This window comes from Nonomuraea sp. NPDC051191, from assembly GCF_044455665.1.
GTDB lineage: Bacteria > Actinomycetota > Actinomycetes > Streptosporangiales > Streptosporangiaceae > Nonomuraea.
The window spans coordinates 63,740-84,176 of the sequence record NZ_JBITEZ010000026.1; the positions used below are offsets into that span (position 1 = coordinate 63,740).

22 protein-coding genes are annotated in these 20,437 nt (G+C 71.5%); 18 read left to right on the plus strand and 4 right to left on the minus strand.

Annotation, left to right across the window (positions count from 1 at the left end; genetic code table 11):
* Positions 1 to 78: 78 nt before the first annotated feature.
* Positions 79 to 849, minus strand: a complete 771-nt coding sequence (locus ACIA8R_RS47905) for an ABC transporter permease (protein ID WP_357705761.1) — start codon at positions 847 to 849, stop codon at positions 79 to 81.
* On the minus strand, positions 846 to 1,754 hold the full coding sequence (locus ACIA8R_RS47910) for an ABC transporter ATP-binding protein (protein WP_357705762.1): 909 nt from the start codon (positions 1,752 to 1,754) through the stop codon (positions 846 to 848). Before ACIA8R_RS47910 ends, ACIA8R_RS47905 begins: the two co-directional genes overlap by 4 nt.
* 169 nt (positions 1,755 to 1,923) lie before the next feature.
* Between ACIA8R_RS47910 and ACIA8R_RS47915 the strand changes: the two genes are divergently transcribed.
* From ACIA8R_RS47915 to ACIA8R_RS47965, 11 genes are all read left to right on the plus strand, one after another.
* Positions 1,924 to 2,700, plus strand: coding sequence for a VOC family protein (locus ACIA8R_RS47915; RefSeq protein WP_397044595.1), 777 nt, complete (start codon positions 1,924 to 1,926; stop codon positions 2,698 to 2,700).
* A 93-nt stretch (positions 2,701 to 2,793) separates the two neighbouring features.
* Entirely contained in the window at positions 2,794 to 4,029 is a 1,236-nt protein-coding gene (locus ACIA8R_RS47920) for a multidrug effflux MFS transporter (protein ID WP_397044597.1), read from the plus strand.
* A gap of 91 nt (positions 4,030 to 4,120) precedes the next feature.
* Entirely contained in the window at positions 4,121 to 4,819 is a 699-nt protein-coding gene (locus tag ACIA8R_RS47925; protein WP_352328768.1) for a metalloregulator ArsR/SmtB family transcription factor, read from the plus strand.
* Positions 4,816 to 6,228 (plus strand): Fe-S cluster assembly protein SufB, encoded by a 1,413-nt coding sequence (gene sufB / locus ACIA8R_RS47930; RefSeq protein ID WP_364098414.1) that lies wholly within the window; start codon positions 4,816 to 4,818, stop codon positions 6,226 to 6,228. Before ACIA8R_RS47925 ends, sufB begins: the two co-directional genes overlap by 4 nt.
* A complete protein-coding gene (gene sufD, locus ACIA8R_RS47935) occupies positions 6,228 to 7,349 on the plus strand; it encodes a Fe-S cluster assembly protein SufD (protein ID WP_397044600.1) in 1,122 nt (373 codons plus the stop codon). Before sufB ends, sufD begins: the two co-directional genes overlap by 1 nt.
* Positions 7,346 to 7,663, plus strand: a complete 318-nt coding sequence (locus ACIA8R_RS47940; RefSeq protein ID WP_357705767.1) for a non-heme iron oxygenase ferredoxin subunit — start codon at positions 7,346 to 7,348, stop codon at positions 7,661 to 7,663. Before sufD ends, ACIA8R_RS47940 begins: the two co-directional genes overlap by 4 nt.
* Before the next feature lie 4 nt (positions 7,664 to 7,667).
* Positions 7,668 to 8,414, plus strand: coding sequence for a Fe-S cluster assembly ATPase SufC (gene sufC / locus ACIA8R_RS47945; RefSeq protein WP_352325533.1), 747 nt, complete (start codon positions 7,668 to 7,670; stop codon positions 8,412 to 8,414).
* Complete coding sequence (locus ACIA8R_RS47950) at positions 8,411 to 9,667, plus strand: cysteine desulfurase (protein ID WP_357705768.1); 1,257 nt, start codon at positions 8,411 to 8,413, stop codon at positions 9,665 to 9,667. The genes sufC and ACIA8R_RS47950 overlap by 4 nt, the downstream gene beginning before the upstream one ends.
* A 2-nt stretch (positions 9,668 to 9,669) precedes the next feature.
* Positions 9,670 to 10,107, plus strand: a complete 438-nt coding sequence (gene sufU / locus ACIA8R_RS47955) for a Fe-S cluster assembly sulfur transfer protein SufU (RefSeq protein WP_357705769.1) — start codon at positions 9,670 to 9,672, stop codon at positions 10,105 to 10,107.
* The gene (locus ACIA8R_RS47960; RefSeq protein WP_357705770.1) at positions 10,104 to 10,463 is read left to right on the plus strand and encodes a metal-sulfur cluster assembly factor; all 360 of its coding nucleotides are present in this window, start codon (positions 10,104 to 10,106) and stop codon (positions 10,461 to 10,463) included. The genes sufU and ACIA8R_RS47960 overlap by 4 nt, the downstream gene beginning before the upstream one ends.
* Positions 10,464 to 10,769: 306 nt before the next feature.
* Positions 10,770 to 12,677: a DEAD/DEAH box helicase gene (locus ACIA8R_RS47965; RefSeq protein WP_397044603.1), complete on the plus strand. Its 1,908-nt coding sequence runs from the start codon at positions 10,770 to 10,772 to the stop codon at positions 12,675 to 12,677.
* Between the two features lie 92 nt (positions 12,678 to 12,769).
* Here ACIA8R_RS47965 and ACIA8R_RS47970 read toward each other — a convergent pair whose 3' ends face one another.
* Positions 12,770 to 13,792 carry an aminotransferase class V-fold PLP-dependent enzyme gene (locus tag ACIA8R_RS47970; RefSeq protein ID WP_397044605.1) on the minus strand — a complete coding sequence of 341 codons (1,023 nt, stop codon included), beginning with the start codon at positions 13,790 to 13,792 and terminating at the stop codon, positions 12,770 to 12,772.
* Between the two features lie 149 nt (positions 13,793 to 13,941).
* On the opposite strand from ACIA8R_RS47970, the gene ACIA8R_RS47975 reads away from it, so the two are divergent.
* From ACIA8R_RS47975 to ACIA8R_RS48000, 6 genes are all read left to right on the plus strand, one after another.
* A complete protein-coding gene (locus tag ACIA8R_RS47975; RefSeq protein ID WP_189652386.1) occupies positions 13,942 to 14,205 on the plus strand; it encodes a phosphoribosyl-ATP diphosphatase in 264 nt (87 codons plus the stop codon).
* A gap of 60 nt (positions 14,206 to 14,265) precedes the next feature.
* Positions 14,266 to 15,111, plus strand: a complete 846-nt coding sequence (gene hisG / locus ACIA8R_RS47980) for an ATP phosphoribosyltransferase (RefSeq protein ID WP_357705816.1) — start codon at positions 14,266 to 14,268, stop codon at positions 15,109 to 15,111.
* A 70-nt stretch (positions 15,112 to 15,181) separates the two neighbouring features.
* Entirely contained in the window at positions 15,182 to 16,066 is an 885-nt protein-coding gene (locus ACIA8R_RS47985) for an ABC transporter ATP-binding protein (protein WP_364098399.1), read from the plus strand.
* The gene (locus ACIA8R_RS47990; protein WP_357705774.1) at positions 16,066 to 16,800 is read left to right on the plus strand and encodes an ABC transporter permease; all 735 of its coding nucleotides are present in this window, start codon (positions 16,066 to 16,068) and stop codon (positions 16,798 to 16,800) included. The genes ACIA8R_RS47985 and ACIA8R_RS47990 overlap by 1 nt, the downstream gene beginning before the upstream one ends.
* Positions 16,797 to 17,930 (plus strand): sensor histidine kinase, encoded by a 1,134-nt coding sequence (locus tag ACIA8R_RS47995; protein WP_364098396.1) that lies wholly within the window; start codon positions 16,797 to 16,799, stop codon positions 17,928 to 17,930. Before ACIA8R_RS47990 ends, ACIA8R_RS47995 begins: the two co-directional genes overlap by 4 nt.
* Positions 17,927 to 18,532: a response regulator transcription factor gene (locus tag ACIA8R_RS48000; RefSeq protein ID WP_357705776.1), complete on the plus strand. Its 606-nt coding sequence runs from the start codon at positions 17,927 to 17,929 to the stop codon at positions 18,530 to 18,532. Before ACIA8R_RS47995 ends, ACIA8R_RS48000 begins: the two co-directional genes overlap by 4 nt.
* Positions 18,533 to 18,563: 31 nt before the next feature.
* On the opposite strand, the gene ACIA8R_RS48005 is transcribed toward ACIA8R_RS48000, so the two are convergent.
* Positions 18,564 to 19,589: an EAL domain-containing protein gene (locus tag ACIA8R_RS48005; protein ID WP_397044609.1), complete on the minus strand. Its 1,026-nt coding sequence runs from the start codon at positions 19,587 to 19,589 to the stop codon at positions 18,564 to 18,566.
* A 119-nt stretch (positions 19,590 to 19,708) separates the two neighbouring features.
* Between ACIA8R_RS48005 and ACIA8R_RS48010 the strand changes: the two genes are divergently transcribed.
* Positions 19,709 to 20,362, plus strand: coding sequence for an acVLRF1 family peptidyl-tRNA hydrolase (locus ACIA8R_RS48010; protein ID WP_397044611.1), 654 nt, complete (start codon positions 19,709 to 19,711; stop codon positions 20,360 to 20,362).
* Positions 20,363 to 20,437 lie beyond the last annotated feature (75 nt).

The window sequence follows — 20,437 nt, forward strand, 5'->3', positions numbered from 1 at the left end:
ACCTCGGAGGAAGCTGGGACAGTCGTCAGAGAGTACTGACCTCGTACGACATCTCCGCACAGGGGGGTGGCGCGCCCCTCACTCCCAGCGGAACAGGCGCGAGACCAGGGCCAGGGTCAGCACGGCCCAGCCGGCCAGGACGAGCACGGGCCCCAGCGGCAGCGCCGCCCCCTGGGCGAGCACCGCGCGCAGGCCGCCGGTCAGCGCCGAGATCGGCAGCAGCTCCAGGACCGGCCGCGCGCCCTCGGGGAACTTCGACAGCGGGAACACCACCCCGCCCGCCCCCAGCAGCACCAGGTAGACCAGGTTGGCCGCGGCCAGCGTCGCCTCGGCCCGCAGCGTGCCCGCCATGAGCAGCCCGAGGCCGCTGAAGGCCGCCGTGCCCAGCACGACCAGCACCGCGGCGGCCAGGAACGACCCGTGGGGCCGCCAGCCCAGCGCCAGCCCGACGGCCACGATCACCGCGGCCTGGATGACCTCCACGGCCACCACCGCGCCCGTCTTGGCCAGCATGAGGCCGGCCCTGGACAGCGGGGTCGCGCCCAGCCGCTTCAGCACGCCGTAGCGGCGCTCGAAGCCGGTGCCGATGGCCTGCCCGGTGAAGGCGGTGGACATGACGGCCAGCGCCAGCACGCCGGGGACCAGGAAGTCGACCCGCCGGCCGCCGCCGACGTCGACCAGCGGCGCCAGCGAGAAACCGACCAGCAGCAGCACCGGGATGATCAGCGTGAGCAGGAGCTGCTCGCCGTTGCGGAGCATCGTGCGGACCTCGGAGCCGGCCTGCGCGAGCACCATGCGCGGGAAGGGCGCGGCGCCCGGAGCGGGCGAGAGGTCGAGCGCGGGCGTCATCGCAGCTCCCTGCCGGTCAGTTCGAGGAAGACGTCTTCGAGGGTGCGGCGCTCGATGCGCAGGTCGTCGGCCGTGACGCCCTCGGCCGCGCACCAGGCCGTGACCGTGGCCAGCAGCTCGGGCCCGACCTGGCCCTCGATGATGTAGTGGCCGGCGGGCGACTCCTTGGCCGCGCTGCCCGCCGGGAGCGCGTTGAGCAGCTCCTCCAGCGTGAGCCCCGGCCTGGCCCTGAACCTGAGCTGCCGCTCGGCCCCGGTCAGCGAGGCCGGGCTGCCCTCGGCCACCACCCGCCCCCTGTCGATGATCACAACGTGGTCGGCCAGCCGCTCGGCCTCCTCCATGTGGTGGGTGGTCAGCACCACCGACACCCCGGCGGTGCGCAGCTCGCCGACCAGCTCCCAGCAGGCGTGCCGGGCCTGCGGGTCGAGACCGGCGGTCGGCTCGTCGAGGAAGACCAGCTCCGGCCTGCCGATCACGGCCGCGGCCAGCGAGAGCCGCTGCTGCTGCCCGCCCGAAAGCCGCCGGTAGGCGGTGCGCGCGTGCTCGGCCAGCCCGAGCCGGGTCAGCAGCGCGCCGGGGTCGTGGGGACGGGCGTAGAAGCGCGAGACCAGGTGCAGCCACTCGGCGCAGCGCATCGCCGGCGGCACCCCGCCGGCCTGGAGCATCACCCCGACGCGCGGGCGCAGCTCGGGCAGCGTGGGCGACAGGCCGAGCACCCGCACCGTGCCGGAGTCGGCCTTGCGGAACCCCTCGCAGATCTCGACCGTGGACGTCTTGCCCGCGCCGTTGGGCCCGAGGACGGCGGTGACCGCGCCGCGGCCGGCCCGCAGGGTGAGGCCGTCGAGGGCGGTCCTGCCGCCGTAGCGTTTGACCAGGTCGACGATCTCGACGGCTGGGGAATCCATGGCACGAGTTTAGGGACTGCGCCGGGCGGTCCGGCCCCCAGGTACGCGCCCGGCGAACGGGGGGCGGGCCCCCTGCCCGGAAATGGACGGCTCTTGACCGGACCGTTCCCCGCGAAGGCGTGAGAACGGGGGGAAGCGCGGCGATGAGCTCCACGTCTGAGGAGGTTGCATGTCGCGACGCAGTGAGTACGACCCAGGAGTCCCGTGCTGGGTGGACCTGGCCAGCACCGACGTCCCCGGCTCGGTCCGGTTCTACGGGGACCTGTTCGGCTGGCGGGCCGACATGGTGGACGACCCGGCGGCCGGCGGCTACGGGATGTTCGTCCACGAGGGCAGCAAGGTCGCCGGGATCGGCCCCGCCCGCGACGGCGGCCCCGCCTCGATGTGGAACACCTACGTCGCCACCGACGACGCCGCTGCCCTGGCCGGCCGGGTCAGGGACGCCGGCGGGACCGTCGTGGCCGAGCCCATGGCGATCTTCGAGGAGGGCACCATGACCGTCCTGCTGGCCCCGGACGGCTCCTACGCCGGAGCCTGGCAGGCGGCCGCCCACGCGGGGGCCGAGCTGGTCAACGAGCCCGGCGCGTTCTGCTGGAACGAGCTGTACACGCGCGACGTGCCGGCCGCCGAGCGCTTCTACGCGGCGGTCTTCGGCTGGACGTCGCGCACGTCGGACCTGGGCGGCATGGCCTACACCGAATGGACGGCGGGGGAGACGGGCGTGGCGGGCATGATGCCGATGCCCGAGGAGGCCCCGGCGGACCTGCCGTCCTTCTGGCTGACCTACTTCGCGGTCGCCGACCTCGACGTGGCCCTGCACACCGCCGCCGACGCGGGCGCGGACGTGCTCACCTGCGTGACCGAGGCGCCGCCCGGCCGGTTCGCGCAGCTGATCGACCCGCAGGGCGCGGCCTTCGGGGTCATCCAACTGAACGAAACAGCATGAAATATCTGATAACCGGGAATTAGGAGGACCGAATCCCGGTTTGATCCCTCGGCCCTCGTGGGTCATCGGCCTGCGAGGGAGAGGGGTTCGGGCATGTCCGTGGCAGAAGCCGCGTCCGCCGCCATTGGAAGCAAGGGCGAGGCCAAGGGCGGGAGGCGGGGGCTGCTGTTGGTCATCCTGGGCGCGCTGTCGGCGATCGGCCCGCTGTCCATCGACATGTACCTGCCCGCCCTGCCCGCCATCACCGAGGAGATGCTCAGCGCTCCGGCGCAGGTCCAGCTCACCCTCACCGCGTGCCTCATCGGCGTCTCCGTCGGCCAGGTCGTCGCCGGGCCGGTCAGCGACGTGCGCGGGCGCCGCGTCCCGCTGATCGTGGGCGTGGCCGGGTTCATGGTGGCCTCGCTGCTGTGCGCGTTCGCGCCCTCGGTGCCCGTGCTGATCGTGCTGCGGCTGCTCCAGGGCGTCCTGGGCGGTGCCGCGCTGGTCATCGTGCGCGCGGTCGTCCGCGACCTGTACGACGGCGCCGCCATCGCCCGCATCTTCGCCACGCTCATGCTGGTCAGCGGCCTGGCCCCGATCCTGGCCCCCATCGCGGGGGCCCAGCTGCTCGCCTTCACCTCCTGGCGCGGCGTGTTCGTGGCGCTCAGCCTCGCCGGGCTCGTGCTGCTGCTGGCCGTGCTGCCGGGCGTGCGCGAGACGCTGCCCGCCGGTCAGCGCGAGAGCGGCGGGCTCGCGCATACCGTGCGCACCTTCTGGCAGCTTCTGCGCGACCGCTCGTTCATGGGCTGCGCGCTCACCGCCGGGCTGGCCTTCGCGGCGATGTTCGGCTACATCTCCGGCTCGCCGTTCGTGCTCCAGCAGGTGTACGGCGCCACCCCGCAGCAGTACTCGCTCATCTTCGGCCTCAACGCGCTCGGCCTGACCGTGATGGCTCAGGTCGGCGGCCGCCTGTCGGGCCGCGTGGAGCCCGCCCGCCTGGTCGTCGCCGGGCTGGTCACCGCCCTGGTGGGCGCGGGGCTGCTGCTGACCGCCGCGCTCAGCGGGCTCGGCCTGGCCGGCATCGTGGCGGGCCTGTTCGTGATCATGCTGGGCCAGGGGCTCGTCCTGCCCGGCACCGGCGCGCTGGCCCTGGCCGGGCAGCCCGCCCAGATCGCGGGCAGCGCCTCGGCGCTGCTCGGCGTGATGCAGTTCGCGCTGGGCGCCGTGGCGGCCCCGCTGGTCGGCCTGGCGGGCGAGGGCACGGCCCTGCCGATGGCCTGCGTGATGCTCGGGCTGATCACGTGCTCGGCGCTCGCGTTCGCCCTTCTGGGACGCCGAAAGGTTAGGTAAGCCTAACCTGCGTGAGGAATTCCATTGGTGGCCTGCTCCGATTCGTTTGTGAACCGGGAAGGAATTACGGCACACTGATGTTGTGAAAAACATGCCCACGATCGAGCCCGGTAGCGAGCGCAGCACACGCGCGCGTGTCGCCAGGCTGATCCTCGAGCATGGTCCCGTGACGGCCGCCTCGCTCGGCGAGCGGCTGGGGCTGACGCCCGCCGCGGTGCGCAGGCACCTCGACGCGTTGCTGGCCGAGGGAATGATAGAGCCTCGCACGGTCAGGCCGCGCGGTCAGCGTGGGCGCGGACGGCCCGCCAAGCTGTTCGCCATCACCGACGCGGGGCGCAGTGCTTTCGAGCACGCCTATGACGACCTCGCCGGGAGCGCACTCCGCTTCCTGGCCGAGCGCATGGGGCGAGAAGCCGTGACCGACTTCGCCCGCTCGCAGGTGTCGAGCCTGCTGACGCGGCTGGAGCCGGTCATGCGGACGGTGCCGGCGGACCAGCGCGTACAGGTGCTGGCGCAGGCGCTGTCGGCAGAGGGGTACGCCGCCTCGGCCAGCAAGGCCAAGTCGGGCGGCGACCAGCTCTGCCAGCACCACTGCCCGGTGGCTCACGCGGCCGCGGAGTTCCCGCAGCTCTGCGAGGCCGAGACGGAGGCGTTCGCGCAACTGCTCGGCACCCCGGTGCAGCGCCTGGCCACGATCGCGCACGGCGACGGGGTCTGCACGACCCACGTGAGCCCGAAGTCGCTGGCTGAATCCGCACACAGAGACAAGAGCAAGGAGACCGGAAGGTGACTGTCACCGACCGCCCGGAGCTGGAAGGCCTCGGGAATTACAAGTTCGGCTGGGCCGACCCGGATGCCGCGGGCGCGGCGGCCAAGCGTGGCCTGTCCGAGGAGGTCGTCCGCAACATCTCCGCGCTCAAGAACGAGCCGGAGTGGATGCTCGACCTTCGCCTGAAGGGCCTCCGCCTGTTCGACAAGAAGCCGCTGCCCACCTGGGGCTCCGACCTCACCGGCATCGACTTCGACAACATCAAGTACTTCGTGCGCTCGACCGAGAAGCAGGCCGCTTCCTGGGACGAGCTGCCCGCCGACATCAAGAACACCTACGACAAGCTCGGCATCCCCGAGGCGGAGAAGCAGCGCCTCATCGCCGGCGTCGCGGCCCAGTACGAGTCGGAGGTCGTCTACCACAAGATCCGTGAGGACCTTGAGGAGAAGGGCGTCATCTTCGTCGACACCGACACGGGCCTGAAGGAGCACGAGGAGCTCTTCAAGGAGTACTTCGGCTCGGTGATCCCGGTCGGCGACAACAAGTTCGCCGCGCTCAACACCTCCGTGTGGTCCGGTGGCTCGTTCATCTACGTGCCGCCGAACGTCGAGGTCGAGATCCCGCTGCAGGCCTACTTCCGGATCAACACCGAGAACATGGGCCAGTTCGAGCGGACCCTGATCGTCGTGGACGAGAACTCCTACGTCCACTACGTCGAGGGCTGCACCGCGCCGATCTACTCCTCCGACTCGCTGCACAGCGCGGTCGTCGAGATCATCGTGAAGAAGAACGCCCGCTGCCGTTACACGACCATCCAGAACTGGTCGAACAACGTCTACAACCTGGTCACCAAGCGCGCCGTCGCCTACGAGGGCGCGACCATGGAGTGGATCGACGGCAACATCGGCTCCAAGGTCACGATGAAGTACCCGGCCGTCTACCTGATGGGCGAGCACGCCAAGGGCGAGACGCTGAGCGTCGCCTTCGCCGGCGAGGGCCAGCACCAGGACGCCGGCTCCAAGATGGTGCACCTGGCGCCCAACACCAGCTCCAGCGTCATCTCCAAGTCGGTGGCGCGCGGCGGCGGCCGCACCTCCTACCGCGGTCTCGTGCAGATCGAGGAGGGCGCCCACGGCAGCGCCAGCACCGTCAAGTGCGACGCGCTCCTGGTCGACCAGATCAGCCGCTCCGACACCTACCCGTACGTCGACGTGCGCGAGGACGACGTCTCGATGGGCCACGAGGCCACGGTCTCCAAGGTCAGCGAGGACCAGCTCTTCTACCTCATGAGCCGCGGGCTCGGCGAGGACGAGGCGATGGCGATGATCGTGCGCGGCTTCGTCGAGCCGATCGCCCGTGAGCTGCCCATGGAATACGCGCTCGAGCTCAACCGGCTGATCGAGCTGCAGATGGAAGGAGCCGTCGGCTGATGGGCCTGAACGAGAAGCCCCTGTCGACCCTGCACGAGAAGGCGTCCTTCGACCTGGGCGACTTCGAGGTCCCGAACGGGCGCGAGGAGTCGTGGCGCTTCACGCCGCTCTCCCGCCTGAAGGGCCTGCACAACGGCAAGGCCGACCCCGTGGGCCACGTGCGCCTCGACGTCGAGGCCGCGCCCGAGGTCGTCGTGGAGACGGTCGGGCGCGACGACGCCCGCGTCGGCAAGGCGTTCACGCCCACCGACCGGGTCAGCGCGCAGGCGTGGAACAGCTTCGAGAAGGCGACCGTGATCACGGTGCCGCGCGAGGCCGTCACGTCGCGGCCGACCGTGCTCACCCTGACCGGTGAGGGCGACGGCGCCGCCTACGGCCACATCGTGGTCAAGGTGGAGCCGATGGCCGAGGCCGTGGTCGTGCTCGACCACAAGGGCAGCGCCGTCTACGCCGACAACATCGAGTTCGTCGTCGGCGACGGCGCCGACCTCAAGGTCGTCAGCCTCCAGGACTGGGACGACGACGCCGTCCACGTCTCCCACCACCACGCCCAGCTCGCCAAGGACGCCACCTTCCGCAGCTTCGTGGTGACCCTCGGCGGCGACCTGGTCCGGCTCTCGCCCAGCGTGGCCTACACCGCGCCGGGCGGCGACGCCGACATGTCGGGCGTCTACTTCGTCGACGCCGGCCAGCACCTGGAGCACCGCCTCCTGGTCGACCACTCCCAGCCCAACTGCAAGAGCAACGTCGACTACCGCGGCGCGCTGCAGGGGCAGGACGCGCACGCCGTCTGGATCGGCGACGTGATCATCAGGGTCGAGGCCGAGGGCACCGACACCTACGAGCTCAACCGCAACCTCCTCCTCACCGACGGCGCCCGCGCCGACTCGGTCCCCAACCTGGAGATCCTCACCGGCGAGGTCGCCGGAGCCGGGCACGCCTCGGCCTCGGGCCGCCTCGACGACGAGCACATCTTCTACCTCCAGGCCCGCGGCATCCCCTACGACGAGGCCCGCCGCCTGGTCATCAGGGGCTTCCTCGGCCAGCTCATCGAGAAGATCCAGATCGAGGAGATCCGCGACCGGGTGCTGGCCGCGGTGGAGGCGGAGCTCGCGCGATGAGTTTCGAGAAGGTCTGCCAGATCGCCGACATCCCCGACGGCGGCGTCATCGGCGTCGAGGTCGGGGAGACCCCGGTGGCGCTGGTGCGCAAGGGCGACGACGTCTTCGCCCTGCACGACGTCTGCTCGCACGCCGAGGTGAAGCTCAGCGAGGGCGAGGTCTACGACGGCACGCTGGAGTGCTGGCTGCACGGCTCGTGCTTCGACGTGCGCTCCGGCAAGCCGACCGGCCCGCCCGCCACCAAGCCCGTGAACGTCTACACAGTCAAGATCGACGGCGATGACGTCCTCGTCTCGCTCTCGAAGGAGTCATAACAACATGTCCACCCTAGAGATCCGTGACCTCAAGGTCGCCGTCGAGGACAAGGAAATCCTGCGCGGCGTCAACCTGACGGTGAAGTCCGGCGAGACGCACGCCATCATGGGCCCCAACGGCTCGGGCAAGTCCACGCTCGCCTACGCGATCGCCGGTCACCCCAAGTACACGATCACCGGCGGCCAGGTGCTGCTCGACGGCGTCGACCTGCTGGAGCTGTCGGTCGACGAGCGCGCCCGCGCCGGCCTGTTCCTCGCCATGCAGTACCCGGTCGAGGTCCCCGGCGTGTCGGTGTCGAACTTCCTGCGCTCGGCCGTCACCTCGGTCCGCGGTGAGGCGCCCAAGCTGCGCGAGTTCGCCAAGGACCTCAAGGCCGGCATGGACGCGCTGTCCATCGACGCCGCCTTCGCCCAGCGCAACCTCAACGAGGGCTTCTCCGGCGGCGAGAAGAAGCGCCACGAGATCCTCCAGCTCGAACTGCTCAAGCCGAAGATCGCCGTGCTCGACGAGACCGACTCCGGCCTCGACGTCGACGCGCTGCGCGTGGTCTCCGAGGGCATCAACCGCTTCCGCTCCACGGGCGAGACCGGCGTGCTGCTGATCACCCACTACACCCGAATCCTGCGGTACGTGAAGCCCGACTTCGTGCACGTCTTCGCCGGCGGCCGGATCGTCGAGGAGGGTGGGCCGGAGCTGGCCGACAAGCTTGAGGCCGAGGGCTACGAGCAGTACACGAAGGCGTCTGCATGACTTCCACCAGCTTGGACGTGGAGAAGATCAGGAAGGACTTCCCGGTCTTCTCCCGCGAGCTGCCCGACGGGCGACCGCTCGTCTACCTCGACTCGGGCAACTCCTCACAGAAGCCCAACCAGGTCATCGACACCATGCGCGACCACCTGGCGCTGCACTACAGCAACGTCGGGCGGGCCATGCACGTCCTCGGTGCGGAGTCGACCGAGGCGTACGAGGGCGCGCGCGACAAGGTGGCGGCGTTCGTCGGGGCGGGCTCGCGCGATGAGGTGATCTTCACCAAGAACGCCTCCGAGGCCCTCAACCTCGTGGCCTACTCCTTCGGCAACCCCGCCAACACCGACCCCCGCTTCGCCCTCGGCCCCGGCGACGAGATCGTCATCTCCGAGATGGAGCACCACTCCAACATCGTGCCGTGGCAGATGCTCGCGCAGCGCACCGGCGCGACGCTGAAGTGGTTCGGCGTCACCGACGACGGGCGGCTCGACTTCGACCCGGCCGTCGTCACCGAGCGGACGAAGATCGTCTCGATCGCCCACCAGTCGAACGTGCTCGGCACGGTCAACCCGGTCGCCGCGGTGGCCGCGCGGGCGCACGAGGTCGGCGCGCTGATCATGCTCGACGCCTCCCAGTCCGTGCCGCACCACCCGGTGGACATGGCCGCGCTGGGCGCCGACTTCGTGGCCTTCACCGGTCACAAGATGGTCGGCCCCTCGGGCATCGGCGTGTTGTGGGGCCGTACCGAGCTGCTGGAGGCCATGCCCCCGTTCCTGGGCGGCGGCGAGATGATCGAGGCGGTCTGGATGGACCGCTCGACGTACGCGCCGATCCCGCACAAGTTCGAGGCGGGCACGCCGCCCATCGTCGAGGCCATCGGCCTGGGCGCGGCGGTCGACTACCTCACCGGGGTCGGCATGGACGCCATCGAGGCGCACGAGCGCTCGCTGACGGCCTACGCCCTCGACGCCCTGCGCGAGGTGCCGTCGCTGCGCCTGATCGGGCCCGACTCGCTCGACCAGCGCGGCAGCACGCTGTCGTTCACGCTGGAAGGCATACACCCCCACGATGTGGGGCAGATCCTGGACGACCAGTTCGGGGTGGCCGTACGCGTCGGGCACCATTGCGCGCGCCCGCTGCACCTGCGGTTCGGAATACCGGCGACCACCCGGGCGTCGTTCTACCTGTACAACACCACGGGCGAGATCGACGCCCTGGTGCGCGGCCTCCATCACGTTCAGAAGGTGTTCGCATAGCCATGATCGGCGAGTCGATGTACCAGGAGCTGATCCTGGAACACTACAAGCACCCGCAGGGGCGGGGGCTGCGCGAGCCGTACGACGCGGAGGTTCACCACGTGAACCCGACGTGCGGCGACGAGATCACGCTGCGGGTCAGGGTGGGCGACGCCGGTAAGATCGAAGACGTCTCCTACGACGGCCAGGGCTGTTCGATCAGCCAGGCGGCCGCCTCCGTGCTGCACGAGCTGACCACCGGCTCGACGGTCGAGGAGTCGCTGTCGGTGGTCGACGAGTTCACCCGGCTCATGCAGGGCCGGGGGCAGGTCGAGGCCGACGAGGAGGTGCTCGGGGACGCGGTGGCGTTCGCGGGCGTGGCCAAGTTCCCGGCGCGCGTCAAGTGCGCGCTGCTGTCGTGGATGGCCTACAAGGACGCTGTTGTGAGGAGTGCCCGATGAGCAAGCCTGTGGAGACTCCGACCGGTTTCGACGGTGACACCACCGTCGAGGAGGTCATGGAGGCGCTCAAGGACGTCGTCGACCCCGAGCTCGGCATCAACGTCGTGGACCTGGGGCTGATCTACGGGCTCAACCTCGACCCGTCCGAGGGTGGTCAGCCGGTGGCCACCATCGACATGACGCTGACCAGCGCGGCCTGCCCGCTGACCGACGTCATCGAGGACCAGGCCCACTCGGCCCTTGAGGGCATGGTCTCCGACGTCAAGATCAACTGGGTCTGGCTGCCGCCGTGGGGCCCTGACAAAATCACTGACGAGGGGCGTGAGCAGCTCCGTATGCTAGGCTTCAACGTCTGATCTTTAGCTGAAATGGCTGGCGTTCGGCGTCAGCCGTTTCAGTGTGCCAAGGAGGGGTTTCGGAAGGTCCGTAACCAGCCAGGGAATATCCGCTAACATCCCCGGCGTTGGCACCAGGTATACACCAGACGCCTCATCTCGCGTCATCGCGCCGCCTGCGGCCGGTGCCCCGGTGTATCTCCCCTGTGAAGTCCCGCCTCGATGGCGGGCGTACTGCAACGTGTACGGCATCAGGCCGTATGTCCCGGCTCGTCCTTTCGCAGAAGTGACGCGCCACTTCGACTGAAAGGCACGAATTTCGTGACCATGCTTGACTCTGTCATGCCCGCGTTCGACGAGACCGCCCCCGAGACGGGCCCGTCGGAGTTCGAACTGCTCGGCCTTCCCAAGCCGCTCATCAGCGGTCTGGCCAAGCAGGGCATCGACAGCCCTTTCCCCATCCAGAGTGCGACGATCCCCGACGTGCTGGCCGGCCATGACGTCCTCGGCCGCGGCCAGACCGGCTCGGGCAAGACCCTGGCCTTCGGTTTGCCGACCATGGCGCGTATCGCGGGGGTGCGGCCCGCTCCCGGCCACCCGCGCGCGATGATCCTTGTGCCCACCCGTGAGCTGGCGCTTCAGGTGCACGACGCGCTCGAACCGCTCGGACGCGGCCTCGGGCTGCGGATGAAGGTCGTCGTCGGCGGCATGTCCATGGGCAAGCAGATCGAGGCGCTGCGCCGCGGCGTCGACATCGTGATCGCCACCCCGGGCCGCCTGGGCGACCTGATCCGGCAGGGCGAGTGCTCGCTCGCGCAGGTCGAGGTCTCCGTCCTGGACGAGGCCGACCACATGTGCGACCTCGGCTTCTTCCCGGTCGTCACCGAGCTGCTGGCCCAGACCGCGCCCGAGGGGCAGCGACTGCTGTTCTCGGCCACCCTCGACGGCGACGTCGACAAGCTGGTGCGCCGCTTCCTCAAGGACCCGATCACCCACTCCGTGGCCCCGGCGACCTCTCCGGTCGACACCATGGAGCACCACGTGATGCAGGTCACGCGTGACGACAAGTTCGACGTCACGGCCGAGATCGCCAACCGCGAGGGCCGGACGATCATCTTCGTCCGCACCCAGCACGGCGTCGACCGGCTGTGCAAGCAGCTGGCCCGGGTCGGCATCAAGTCCGGCGGCCTGCACGGCGGCAAGCGCCAGAACCAGCGCACCCGCATCCTGGCCGAGTTCCGCGAGGGCTCGATCAACGTGTTGGTCTGCACCGACGTCGCGGCCCGCGGCATCCACGTCGACAACATCAGCCTGGTGCTGCACGTCGACCCGCCGCAGGACCACAAGAGCTACCTGCACCGCGGCGGTCGTACCGCCCGCGCGGGTGAGAAGGGCACCGTCGTCACGCTGGTGCTGCCCAACGAGCGCCGCTCGACCGACGCGCTGACCAGGCGCGCCGGGATCCACCCGTTCCGGCTCAAGGCCACCCCGGGGCACCCCCGGCTGGCCGAGGTGACCGGGGCCAGGACGCCGAGCGGCGAGGCCATCCCCGTGTGGGAGCCCGACGTGCGCAAGCCGCTGCGCCCGCGCCGTGAGGGCGGTCACGGCGGCGCCGAGCGTCGGGGCGGGCGTCGTCCGCGCCGCGAGTTCGACGGCGAGCGTCGTCCGCGCCGGCACGAGGACGGTTCCTTCGCCGGTGGCGACGACCGCCGTCCGCGCCGCCACGAGGAGTCCGGTGGCGAGGACCGTCGTCCGCGCCGGCACGCCGAGGGCGAGCGGCCGTTCGGCGGCGGGCAGCGCTCCTCCGAGCCGCGCACGTTCGGCGACGACCGCAGGCGCGGCGGCTTCCGCTCCGACGACCGTCCCGCGCGTCAGGACGACCGCGGCGGGTTCCGTCCCGCCGACGACCGTCCCGCCCGTCAGGACGACCGTGGCGGTTTCCGCTCCGACGACCGGCCGTTCCGTCAGGACGACCGCGGCTACCGGTCCGAGGGCCCGCGTGGCGGCGGCTACCGTGACGGCCAGCGCGGCGGCGGTTTCCGGTCCGACGACCGTGGCCGCTTCGGCGCCGACCGCGGCCGTCCGGTCTCGGGCGACCGTGACCGGCCCGCCCGCTCCGACGAGCGCGCCCCCCGCGACGGCTTCCGCTCCGGCGGCGGCTACCGTTCCGAGGAGCGCGGCAACGGCGGGTTCCGCCGCAACAACGGCGGCGGCGGCCGCCGCTTCGAGCGCTGATCCCGCCTGAACGACCGACTGCCCGTCGCGCCTCCCTCCGGGGAAGGCGCGGCGGGCTTCGTCGTTCCCGGGGACGTCACGAGGTCGGGACGTCACGAGGTCAGGGCGTCAAGGGCGCGGTCCACGTCGTCGGGGGTGTTGTAGACGTGGAAGCCCGCGCGGACGCGGCCGGCGCGTACGGCGGCGCGGATGCCGGCCGCCGCCAGCCGCTCGCCCGGAGCCTCCACCGACACGATCGCCGAGTCGGACGCCTCCAGCCCGAGCCCGGCCCGGAAGCGGTTGGCCAGCGCGACGTCGTGCTCGTGGACGCGCTGGACGCCGATCTCGTTGAGCAGTTCGATCGCGGGCGCCGCGCCCACGTAGCAGAACCAGGCCGGCGACAGGTCGAAGGCGCGGGCGTCGGAGGCCAGCCGCAGCGGCGGCCCGTAGAAGGAGCCGCCCGGGTCCTCGCCGGCGTACCAGTTGGCCGCCAGCGGGCGCATCCGGGAGCGCACCCGGGGAGACAGGTAGCCGAACGCGGCCCCGCGCGGCGCCATGAGCCACTTGTACGCCGCGCACGCCAGCACGTCGATCCCGTCGGCCACCGACACCGGCAGCCACCCGCACGCCTGGGAGCCGTCGGCGATGACCAGCGCGTCATGGGCGCGGGCGGCGGCGACGACGTCGTGCAGCGGCGTGACGTAGCCGGTGGCCGACTGCACGAGGCTGAAGGCGACGGCGTCGGTCCGGCTCGTGACGGCGTCGGCCAGGCGGTCGGCCGGCACGGTCTCGACCTCGGCCGCCACCGCCCACGGGAACAGGTTGCTGGTGAACTCGATCTCCGGCACCAGCACCCGCGCCCCCGGCGGCAGCGCGGTGGCCACCGTGGACATGATCTGCGACACCGTCGAGCCGATCGTCACGTCGGCGGGGTCGGCGTCGACCAGGTGCGCGAAGGCCGTGCGGGCCCGGCCGACGGAGGCGTCCCAGGGCGTCCAGTCGCTGCTGCCGTGCCGCCACTGGGTCAGCACGGCCTGCAGCTCCTCGAAGGCCGGACGCGGCGGAAGGCCGTACGAAGGGGTGTTGAGCCAGCCCGGATCGGCGTCCCAGAGCTTGCCCACGGTCGCGATGTCCATGACCACCAGCCTAGAACGGCCCTCCCCGGCCAAGCCGCCCCCGTACGGCGGGCAGGAAGTCGCCGTCTCGCGTGGCGGACTCCGGGCGGTGTCATCGTCGTGCGCAGACTAGGCTTGTCAGGCACGCCAACCGACCGACGAGAGAGACCATGAAGACCTTCGAAGAGCTGTTCGCCGAGCTGTCAGACAAGGCGCGTACCAGGCCCGCGGGCTCGGGCACCGTGGCCGCGCTCGACGCCGGCGTGCATGCCATCGGCAAGAAGGTCGTCGAGGAGGCCGCCGAGAGCTGGATGGCCGCCGAGCACGAGTCGAACGACAGGGCGGCGGAGGAGATCTCCCAGCTCCTCTACCACGTGCAGGTGCTCATGATCGCCAAGGGCATCGGGCTCGACGAGGTGTACAAGCATCTCTAGGGCGCTTCCGCGCCCGCCCCGGCGTCCCGTCGATCCATGAGTGAGGAAGAAGACCCGAACATGCTGCGTCTGGCAGTACCGAACAAGGGCGCGCTCAGCGATGCCGCCCAGAACATGCTCAAGGAGGCCGGCTACCGGCCCCGCAGGGACAGCAAGGAACTCGTCGTCCTCGACGAGGACAACGGCTGCGAGCTGTTCTTCCTGCGTCCCCGCGACATCGCCGTCTACGTCGGGGAGGGCACCCTCGACCTCGGCATCACCGGCCGCGACATGCTGATCGACTCCGGCGCGCCGGTCGAGGAGATCATGCCGCTCGGCTTCGGCGGCTCCACCTTCCGCCTGGCCGCCAAGGCGGGCACGATGTCGTCGGTCAAAGACCTCGACGGGCAGCGCATCGCCACCTCCTACGCGGGGCTGCTCGACAAGTACCTGTCCGACCAGGGCGTCGACGCCCGCGTGATCAAGCTCGACGGCGCCGTCGAGACCGCGATCCGGCTCGGTGTCGCCGACGCGGTCGCCGACGTCGTGGAGACCGGCACCACGCTGCGCAACGTCGGCCTGGAGGTGTTCGGCGACCCGATCATGCGTTCCGAGGGCGTGCTGATCAAGCGGCAGAGCGCGCCGGAGACGCCGGGCATGGGCCAGCTCGTACGCCGCCTCCAGGGCGTCGTGCACGCCCGCGACTTCGTCATGATGGACTACGACATCCGCGCCGAGCGCATCGAGGAGGCCATCGCCCTCACACCCGGCATGGAGGGGCCCACGGTCTCGCCGCTCCACCGCGAGGGCTGGGTCGCCGTCCGGGCCATGGTCCGGCGCAAGGGCCACCAGCAGGTGATGGACCAGCTCTGGGACATCGGCGCGCGGGCCATCCTGGTCACCGACATCTACGCCTGCCGCCTCTGACAAATGTCACGGTCAACCCCGGAAGGATCGCACTAACGGGGAAAAGGCCGCGCCCGTAGCGTTTGCTGACATGAACGCCATCGTGTTCGACCAGGTCAGCAAGCGCTACGGGGACGTGCTTGCCGTCGACGACCTCTCGCTCGCCATCGAGCCGGGCAAGACCGTGGCCCTGCTCGGCCCCAACGGCGCGGGCAAGTCCACGTCGATCAACATGCTGCTCGGCCTGCTGCGGCCCAGCAGCGGCACGGTCACCATCCACGGCCGCTCGCCCGAGCACGCGGTGCGGGCCGGTGAGCTGGGCGCGATGCTCCAGAACGGCGCCCTCATCCCCGAGCTGTCGGTCAAGGAACTCATCGACCTGGTCCGCAGGCTCTACCCCGACCCGCTGCCGCTGGAGGAGATCCTCAAGCTGGCCGACCTGTCGGAGCTGGTCAAGCGGCGCGCGAACAAGCTGTCCGGCGGCCAGACGCAGCGCGTGCGGTTCGCTCTGGCCATCGCGGGCGCGCCGAAGATCCTGCTGCTGGACGAGCCGACCGCGGCCATGGACGTGGAGTCCAGGCTGCGCTTCTGGGCCAGCATGCACGACTACGCCGCCGGCGGCAGGACCGTGCTGTTCGCCACCCACTACCTGGAGGAGGCCGACGAGCACTCCGACCGGGTGATCGTCATCGCCCGCGGCCGGCTGGCCGCCGACGGCACCGCCGCCGAGATCAAGGCGGGCGTGGGCGGGCAGGTCGTCCGCTTCACCCTGGGCGACCAGCCCGCGGCCGGGCTCGACCGGCTGCCCGGCGTCACCGCCGTCGAGGTCGCCGCCGGCACCGCCACGCTGCACACCTCCGACCCCGACGCGACCGTGGCCGCCCTGTACCGGGGCACCGAGCTCGACATCCGGGGCATCCAGCTCGCCGGCGCCGACCTCGAAGACGCCTTCCTCGCGCTCACCAGGGAGTCCTGATGCTGTTCTACGCCAAGACCGAGGCCATGCGCATGCTGCGCAACCGGCGCTACATCATCTTCGTCGTGGTCTTCCCGGTCGTGCTGTACCTGATCAACGCCAACATCTACGGCAAGCAGACCGACGGCGCCGGCGTGCGCTACAGCGTCGTGCTGATGGTCTCCATGGCCGCGTACGGGGCGCTGGCCTCGTCGATGATGAGCTCGGCGGTGCCGTGGGCGACCGAACGCCAGTCCGGCTGGCTGCGCCAGCTCCAGATCACCCCGCTGCCGAACTGGATGATCATCGCCACCAAGCTCGGCACCGCCATGCTGCTCGTGCTGCCCTCGCTGCTGCTGGTGGCCGTCGTCGGCGTCGTCCAGCAGGGCGTGTCGATGCCGGTCGGCCAGTGGGTGCCGCTGATGCTGGCCATGTGGCTGGGGACGATCCCGTTCATCGCGCTGGGCCTGGCGATCGGGTCGCTGCTGACGGCCGACGCGGCGCAGCCGGCCTCGATGATCTGCATGTTCGTGCTGGCGATCGCGGGCGGCCTGTGGTTCCCGCCCGAGGTGTTCGGCGAGACCATGCGGACCGTCGCCAACGTCATGCCCTCCTACCACTACGCCAGCCTCGGCTGGAGCATCGTCGCCGGGCACGGCGTGGAGCTGACGGACGTGCTGGTCGTCGCCGGATGGGCGGTCGTCCTGGGCGGGGCTGCCGCCTACCTCTACCGCCGGGCTACTGTTCGGGCATGAGTTTCGCCGACAAGCTGCACTTCGGGGACGGGCGGCCCTCGCCCAGACGAAGGCTGCTCGGCATGTCCGTCGGCATGGTCTACCTCGTCTTCCCGATCGCCGAGATCGTCGCGGGCGGCGTCACGGGCGCCCGCGCGGTGTGGGGGGCCGTGGCGCTGCTCGCCTTCGTCGGCTGCTTCGTCGGCACGGTGGTCAGCGCCAAGAGCTTCCACGAGCGCTCGCGGGCCACCTTCCCCCTGCTCGCGGTGACCTCGTCGATCGCGCTGGTCAGCGCGTTCGCCTTCGGCGGCGCCTGGCTCACCCTGCCGGTCTACACGGTCGTGCTCTACGGGTTCACCCTGCCGCCCGCCTGGGCGCTGGCCGGGGTGGGCGTGAACCTGGCGGTGGTCGTGGCGGCCGGGCTGGTGACCGGCGACGAGTTCGCCGGCGTCATCGTCCTGGGGCTTCAGGTCGTCACGCTGGGGGTGCTGTTCATCAGCATCCGCAACAGCAGGGTGCTGACGATGAGGCTGCACGAGGCGCAGGGCGAGGTGGCCAGGCTGGCGGCCACCGAGGAGCGCCTGCGCATCGCCCGCGACCTGCATGACCTGCTCGGCCACAGCCTGTCGCTGATCGTGCTCAAGAGCGAGCTGGCCGGGCGGCTGGCCGAGGAGTCGCCGCAGGTGCGGCAGGAGATCGCCGACATCGAGTCCGTCGCCAGGCAGGCGCTGGTGGAGGTGCGCGAGGCGGTCACCGGCTACCGGCAGCGCAGCCTGTCGGAGGAGCTCGACGGCGCGCGGTCGGTGCTGCGGGCGGCGGGCGTGCGGGCCGAGGTGCGGGTGTCCGGAACGCCGCTGCCCGACCTGCTCGACGGGCTGTTCGGCTGGGGGGTGCGCGAGGGCGTCACCAACGTCGTGCGGCACGCGCGGGCCGCCCGTTGCGAGATCCAGGTGACGTACGACGGATCAAGCGCCACCCTGGAGATCATGGACGACGGACGCGGCGGCGAGCCGCAGGGCACCGGCAGCGGGCTCAGCGGCCTGCGCGAACGGGTGACGGGCGCGGGCGGCACCATGGAGGCCGGCAGCGCGCCCAAGGGCGGGTTCCGGTTGCGGGTGCTCGTCCCGGCCCAGGTGGGGACGGCCGCGTGATCCGGGTGATGCTGGCCGAGGACCAGGGGATGATCCGCGGCGCGCTGGCCTCGCTGCTCGGCCTGGAGCCCGACATCGAGGTCGTCGGCGAGGCCGCCGACGGGAACGAGGCCGTCGCCGTCGCGCTCGCCGTGAGCCCCGACATCGCGCTGCTGGACATCGAGATGCCCGGCAAGGACGGGCTCACCGCCGCCGCCGAGATCGCCGGCCGGGTGCCGGGCTGCCGGGTGATGATCCTGACGACGTTCGGGCGGCCCGGCTACCTGCGGACCGCGATGGAGGCCGGGGCGGTGGCGTTCCTGGTCAAGGACAGTCCGGCCAAGGACCTCGCGGCGGCCATCCGCCGGGTGCAGGCGGGGGAGCGGGTCATCGACCCGGGGCTGGCCGCGGCGGCGCTGAGCGCGGGGCCGAACCCGCTGTCGGCGCGCGAACGCGACGTGCTGGCCGCCGCCGCCGACGGCTCCACGATCGGGGACATCGCCCTGCGCCTGCACCTGTCGGAGGGCACCGTGCGCAACTACCTGTCCTCGGCCATCCAGAAGACGCACGCGCGCAACCGCATCGAGGCCGTGCGCCGGGCCAGGGCGCAGGGCTGGGTCTGAGGCCGGGCCTCAGGCCGGGTCCGGCCGGGGCTCAGGTCCGCATCGCGGCGATCTGCCGGATCAGGTCCGCCACCCGGACGATGCCCAGGCAGCGATTGAGCTCGTCGGTCACCACCAGGTCGTCGTAGACGCGGGCCGCGTCCCGGCCCGCCGCCTGCATGGCGGCGATGGCCGGGGTCGTCCTCGGGACGGTGCGCGGCGGGTCGGCCAGGCGCTGGGCGGGCTTGGAGCCGTGCAGGGCGTGCCCGTACCGGGCGGCGAACGACAGCAGGAAGCGGCTGCGGTCGAGGCTGCCCTTGGGACGTTGGTACTCGTCCACCAGGATGACGCTGGTGATCGTGGACTCGTGCCCGAACGCCGCCACCGCCTCCTCCGCCCTGGCCCCGGCCGGCAGCGTCACCGCCGGGAGCAGCATCTCCTGCACGCGCGGCCCGAGCATCAGCGTGTCCGGCGACTCGTCGGCCACGGGCAGCGGCACCCGGATCTTGCCGTCCGGGCCGGGAGCCAGCAGCGGGCCGTGGGCCAGGCGCACGCCCAGCCCCCTGGCCACCGACACCTGCCCCTCGCGCTCGACGCCGGGGGCCAGCACGTGCGCGCCGATCCCGCGGGCCAGCGTCACCACCGCGCGCGCCACCGCCGCCGCCCGGTGGTCGCCCGGCAGCCTGGTCACCAGCTCCTCGTCCAGCGCCAGCAGGTACGGCGCGGAGTCGGTGACGACGTCCAGCGCCGGGCCGCCCGCGCCCACGTCGGCGAAGCCCAGCAGGTAGCCGATCGTGCGCAGCCCGTCGAGGCCGACCTTCAGCAGCGGGCGGTCCGACTCCTGGCACGATCCAGTGAGCATCAGGATCGCCTCCCGGGGGTGCCTGCCCGCCCGCCGGAGGGCCTCGTGGAGGGGGGCCAGCGCCCCGGCGCCCGCGAGCACCACGTGCAGGGGCAGTTCCAGCACCATGGGCAGCGGTGCCGCCCGGAGGACGCCCGCCGGGTCGACGACCGCGGGCTGCGCGATGACTGCCCCGGTGTCAAGATCCACCATGGGGCTGGTGAGCAGGGAGGACACGTTCAGATGATCCGGCCGGCACGGGTACGGCAGAAGTCCCCCGAAACGAAGTTCACCGACATTTCCGCTATAGTTCCCCCCTTTCCGTGAAGGGAATGTCGTTCGGTTACCCTTCCCGCATGAGCGCGCGTCCGGCCAGAGGCGGCGGCCGGTGGGTGACGGTGCCGCCCGAGCGCGTGCACCCCTGGATCGACGGGTTCGCCGCCCGCCACGGGCCCTTCGAGGCCACCGGCGACGACCGCGTGGTCCGCCTGACCGCCGTCGACGGCGCGCTGGCCGAGCTGCACGCGCCGTTCCCGCCCATGGCCCCCGGCCCGCCGTACGTGACCGGGCTGGTCGCGCACGCGCGGGCCGCGCGGCGGGTGGGCGTCCTGCTGGTGCGGCTCGGCGGTTACGCGGCCGGGGTGTTCCACGGCGCCGAGCTGCTGGAGTCCAAGGTCGGCTCCCGGCTGGTGCAGGGGCGTACGGCGGCCGGCGGGTGGTCGCAGCAGCGCTTCGCCAGGAGGCGGCAGAAGCAGGCGGCCCAGGCGTTCGACAGCGCGGCGGACACGGCCGTGCGGGTGCTCGTGCCGCGGCTGGGGGAGCTGGCGGCGGTGGTGCTGGGCGGCGACCGGCGGGCGGTCGACACGCTGCGCGGCGACCGGCGGCTCGCGCCGGTGTTCGCGCTGGAGAGCGAGCCGTTCCTGACGGTGCCCGACCCGCGGCTCGCGGTCCTGCGCGAGACGCCCGCCCAGTTCCGTGCCGTACGGATCCGCGTGGTCGACCCGTCCTGAGGCGACCACGCGGTAGTCGGTGGCGGGGTCGGGAGGCCGGGGGAGCGGTCGGTCGGTGGCGCGGGCAGAAGGCCG

Coding starts and splice junctions, on each gene's coding strand:
- ACIA8R_RS47990 (WP_357705774.1), top strand. CDS start 16,066: ATGCTGTTCTACGCCAAGACCGAGGCCATGCGCATGCTGCGCAACCGG.
- ACIA8R_RS47940 (WP_357705767.1), top strand. CDS start 7,346: ATGAGTTTCGAGAAGGTCTGCCAGATCGCCGACATCCCCGACGGCGGC.
- ACIA8R_RS47910 (WP_357705762.1), bottom strand. CDS start 1,754: ATGGATTCCCCAGCCGTCGAGATCGTCGACCTGGTCAAACGCTACGGC.
- ACIA8R_RS47915 (WP_397044595.1), top strand. CDS start 1,924: ATGTCGCGACGCAGTGAGTACGACCCAGGAGTCCCGTGCTGGGTGGAC.
- ACIA8R_RS47970 (WP_397044605.1), bottom strand. CDS start 13,792: ATGGACATCGCGACCGTGGGCAAGCTCTGGGACGCCGATCCGGGCTGG.
- sufD (WP_397044600.1), top strand. CDS start 6,228: ATGGGCCTGAACGAGAAGCCCCTGTCGACCCTGCACGAGAAGGCGTCC.
- hisG (WP_357705816.1), top strand. CDS start 14,266: ATGCTGCGTCTGGCAGTACCGAACAAGGGCGCGCTCAGCGATGCCGCC.
- ACIA8R_RS47960 (WP_357705770.1), top strand. CDS start 10,104: ATGAGCAAGCCTGTGGAGACTCCGACCGGTTTCGACGGTGACACCACC.
- ACIA8R_RS47925 (WP_352328768.1), top strand. CDS start 4,121: ATGCCCACGATCGAGCCCGGTAGCGAGCGCAGCACACGCGCGCGTGTC.
- ACIA8R_RS47950 (WP_357705768.1), top strand. CDS start 8,411: ATGACTTCCACCAGCTTGGACGTGGAGAAGATCAGGAAGGACTTCCCG.
- sufC (WP_352325533.1), top strand. CDS start 7,668: ATGTCCACCCTAGAGATCCGTGACCTCAAGGTCGCCGTCGAGGACAAG.
- ACIA8R_RS47995 (WP_364098396.1), top strand. CDS start 16,797: ATGAGTTTCGCCGACAAGCTGCACTTCGGGGACGGGCGGCCCTCGCCC.
- sufU (WP_357705769.1), top strand. CDS start 9,670: ATGATCGGCGAGTCGATGTACCAGGAGCTGATCCTGGAACACTACAAG.
- ACIA8R_RS47905 (WP_357705761.1), bottom strand. CDS start 849: ATGACGCCCGCGCTCGACCTCTCGCCCGCTCCGGGCGCCGCGCCCTTC.
- ACIA8R_RS47975 (WP_189652386.1), top strand. CDS start 13,942: ATGAAGACCTTCGAAGAGCTGTTCGCCGAGCTGTCAGACAAGGCGCGT.
- ACIA8R_RS47985 (WP_364098399.1), top strand. CDS start 15,182: ATGAACGCCATCGTGTTCGACCAGGTCAGCAAGCGCTACGGGGACGTG.
- ACIA8R_RS47920 (WP_397044597.1), top strand. CDS start 2,794: ATGTCCGTGGCAGAAGCCGCGTCCGCCGCCATTGGAAGCAAGGGCGAG.
- ACIA8R_RS48010 (WP_397044611.1), top strand. CDS start 19,709: ATGAGCGCGCGTCCGGCCAGAGGCGGCGGCCGGTGGGTGACGGTGCCG.
- ACIA8R_RS47965 (WP_397044603.1), top strand. CDS start 10,770: ATGCTTGACTCTGTCATGCCCGCGTTCGACGAGACCGCCCCCGAGACG.